At 41.8% G+C, this 2,923-nt stretch carries 3 protein-coding genes; all 3 read left to right on the top strand.

Going from position 1 to position 2,923, the window contains the following annotated elements; genetic code table 11:
• On the top strand, nucleotides 1-802 hold an 802-nt coding region (locus MUP17_01335), incomplete at its 5' end, for a ribonuclease H-like domain-containing protein (protein ID MCJ7457618.1).
• 225 nt (nucleotides 803-1,027) lie between these two features.
• The gene (locus tag MUP17_01330) at nucleotides 1,028-2,407 is read left to right on the top strand and encodes a hypothetical protein (protein MCJ7457617.1); all 1,380 of its coding nucleotides are present in this window, start codon (nucleotides 1,028-1,030) and stop codon (nucleotides 2,405-2,407) included.
• Between the two features lie 204 nt (nucleotides 2,408-2,611).
• Nucleotides 2,612-2,923, top strand: a 312-nt coding sequence (locus tag MUP17_01325) for a DEAD/DEAH box helicase (protein ID MCJ7457616.1), incomplete at its 3' end; no start/stop codon positions are given.

The raw sequence follows: 2,923 nt of genomic DNA, 5'->3' as shown, positions 1-2,923 counted from the left end.
TGAAAAAGAAACCGTGGAGAAAACCATTCTTTCCTTTTTCTCTCTTCTCCCTGGAATCAGGGAATACAGGGAGGACCAGCTCAAAAGGGCTGGATACAAGAGCCTTCAGGATTTGATCTCCCATCCTCGCTGGGGAACGGAAGCAGAGCTTGTTCTGCAAGTCGTGTTCGAGGAAGACAAAATCGGGCTTCAGCATCTTCTCTCCTCTCGCCTGCCCAAGTCTCACCCCTTGATTTTCAGCCTGTCTTCTTTTCATCCCTGGGAGGATTTTCTTTTTCTGGACATAGAGACCCTTGGTCTTTTTGGAGGTAACTTAGTCATTTTAATCGGAATCGCAACTCTGGAAGACGGGAAAAAGATGAAGTTAGATCAGTTCTTAGCCTTGGAAGTTGAGGAAGAGATCGGGCTTCTGAAGGCTTTTTCAGAATATCTTTCGAAGTCCAAATCTCTAGTCAGTTTCAACGGCAAGGCATTTGATGTCCCTTTCCTAGAGGGAAGGCTCAGGTATTACGGAATGATACCTGACCTGCACAAGTCCCATTTTGACCTGTTGCATTTTTCCAGAAGGGTATGGAAAAACCAACTCCCTGATTTCTGTCTGGATACTATCGAAAAAAATATCCTGAAAGAAAAAAGGTCGACCCATCTGCCGAGCTCCCTTGTGCCTGAATTCTACTCAGACTATCTCAAGACCAAAAATTATGGACTTTTGAAACCGATAGTGGAGCATAACCGGCAGGATGTGCTGACCTTGGTGCGCATCTTCTCGGAACTGCACCGCAGCACAACTGCGCTGGAATAATTTTGTAGGGGCGAACCTATGTGTTCGCCCTTTTGTGCGGGAATTCCAATTCCCGCACAAACAAAAGAGATGATTACTGAACGGAAATTGTTAGAGTAATTTCGTAGGTGAACCACTTGTGGGCTCCCGAAGGACGGGAGTGGATCCCGCAAGGCGGGATTTAGCTAAGCTCAGCAAGCCCCTCCCCTACGAAAAACAGAGCTCTGAACCTATTGAGTTGTAACAATGGCAAGTAATTCACTATCAGACTTAGTAAAAGTAGTACTATCTTTTATCAGAAAAAACTGGCTGGCACCGCGGGGCTTGTTGGCGCTATTAGGCATAGAAGTGCTGCTGTTGCCGTTTTTATGGCAGCACTTTGGCGTGAATTCGGGTGTCTTAAAATTAATAATTGCGGTTGTTCTTATCTTATCGTCAGTCTCGGTCTGGGTAATAGAGAGAAGGTATCCTAAAAATAAGAGAAATAAAGTAGGAGTCGTCCTAGCTATAACGACTGAAAGCAAGAAGGAACATCTTAGGCTAAGATCAGACTTGATCCTAGGAGTCAAGGAAGTAGTAAGAACTAAAGGAAAGGAAAACATCTTAAATGTTATTGAGATGCCTGAATACTATGCGTCTAAAATCGATGACCATCCTGCTTCCCTTCAGGCCCTTAAAAAAGCTGATGCTCATTTCATAATTTATGGCTCCTGCAAACAGAGATTAGAGAAGGGTACTCCACATTATTTCATGGCTCTTGAAGCAACAGTTATTCATAAACCTATTCCTAAAGTAATAAGCGATTTATTTGCGCAGGAATTTTCTGAACTCTTCCCAAGACGGGTGGCCTTTCCTATTGCCGATGAGATTAGCGGTTTTGAGGTGACAAAGGAATGGATTGGGTTTATTGCTCGATACATCATCGGAATAGCCGCCTTTTTGTCTGAGGGTTTTGATCTAGCTTTGGAACTTTTCAAGGAACTCGATCTTGAGCTAGAACAGATAGATGTGAATCTTACTCAGATAAGGAAAGTCAAGGCAAGGCTTCCACAGCGAATAGCGGAAAGTTCACTGGCCATAGCAAATAACAAGTATCTTTTATATACAAAAACTAAGAATATAGAGTTACTACGCCAAATGAAACCTTTGCTAGATATCTTGAAAGAAATGGATCCAAATAATTATGTCGCTCACTTGTTAAGAGGGATATATCTTTTTTTGGTAGAAAGGAATGTGGAAGAGGCAAAAAAAGAAATTAAAAAGAGTAAGAACACATTAGATTCCACATGGAGATATAGCGAAGCATTTCTATATGCTTATGAAAATGATCTAGATAAAGCAGAGAGTTCGTACAAAAAAGCATTCAGAGATGGAGTTGCATCGGGTGCCATATTACAAGCAGAAGACTTTATAAACGATGTCTTAGAGATTGAACCCGATAAATGGCAACTTTGGTACTGTGTAGGAATGATTAATTGGCGGGCAAAAGAAGACAAAATATTGGGTAGACAGGCTTTTGAAAGATTTTTGGAAGGTGGTTCAGACGCTGATTTTCAAGAACAGAAAAGAAAAGTTAGGGAGTATTTGAAAAGCACAAAAGTAGAGAATGGGGAAATACCCAGATGACTCTATGCTCGATCCCTTACCGATAGCTTTCTCGGGGGGGTCAACCGGGGTTCGATAAATCGAACCCTACATTAGTAGGGGCTTGATTTATCAAGCCCTACTGAGCCCTAAAGGCTCGGCTACACGAGACAAATACATGCAAGGCTAAAAGCCTTGCCCTACATTTTTACCTGTTATTCGTCATCCGTCATCCGAGGAACGAGTATGAACCAGATCATCGAAGGATTAAAAAAATATAAATGGTATAAGGGACAGATAATTGATACCAAAATAGTCCCCTCAAAAAGTGGAGAATACAGTGAGCTTTCTCCTCCTCTGCCTGCTTCCCTGCAAGAATATCTGACCTCTAAAAAAATCGGAAAATTATATTCTCACCAGACCGAAAGCATAAATAAAATCAGACAAGGAAAAAACCTGATCATCACAACCGGAACTGCCTCAGGAAAGACCTTGTGTTTTAACCTTCCTATTCTTGAAACTCTGGAGAAAGATGGAAAATCGACAGCTTTATATCTT

It is taken from the genome of Candidatus Zixiibacteriota bacterium (assembly GCA_022865345.1).
In the GTDB taxonomy this organism is placed as follows: domain Bacteria; phylum Zixibacteria; class MSB-5A5; order MSB-5A5; family RBG-16-43-9; genus RBG-16-43-9.
Note: the sequence above shows the minus strand (reverse complement) of the source record. Positions and strands in the feature narration are given on the sequence as shown.

What these genes read in the sequence shown, in the direction of transcription:
- MUP17_01330 (MCJ7457617.1), top strand. Translation starts at nt 1,028, where the DNA reads ATGGCAAGTAATTCACTATCAGACTTAGTAAAAGTAGTACTATCTTTT.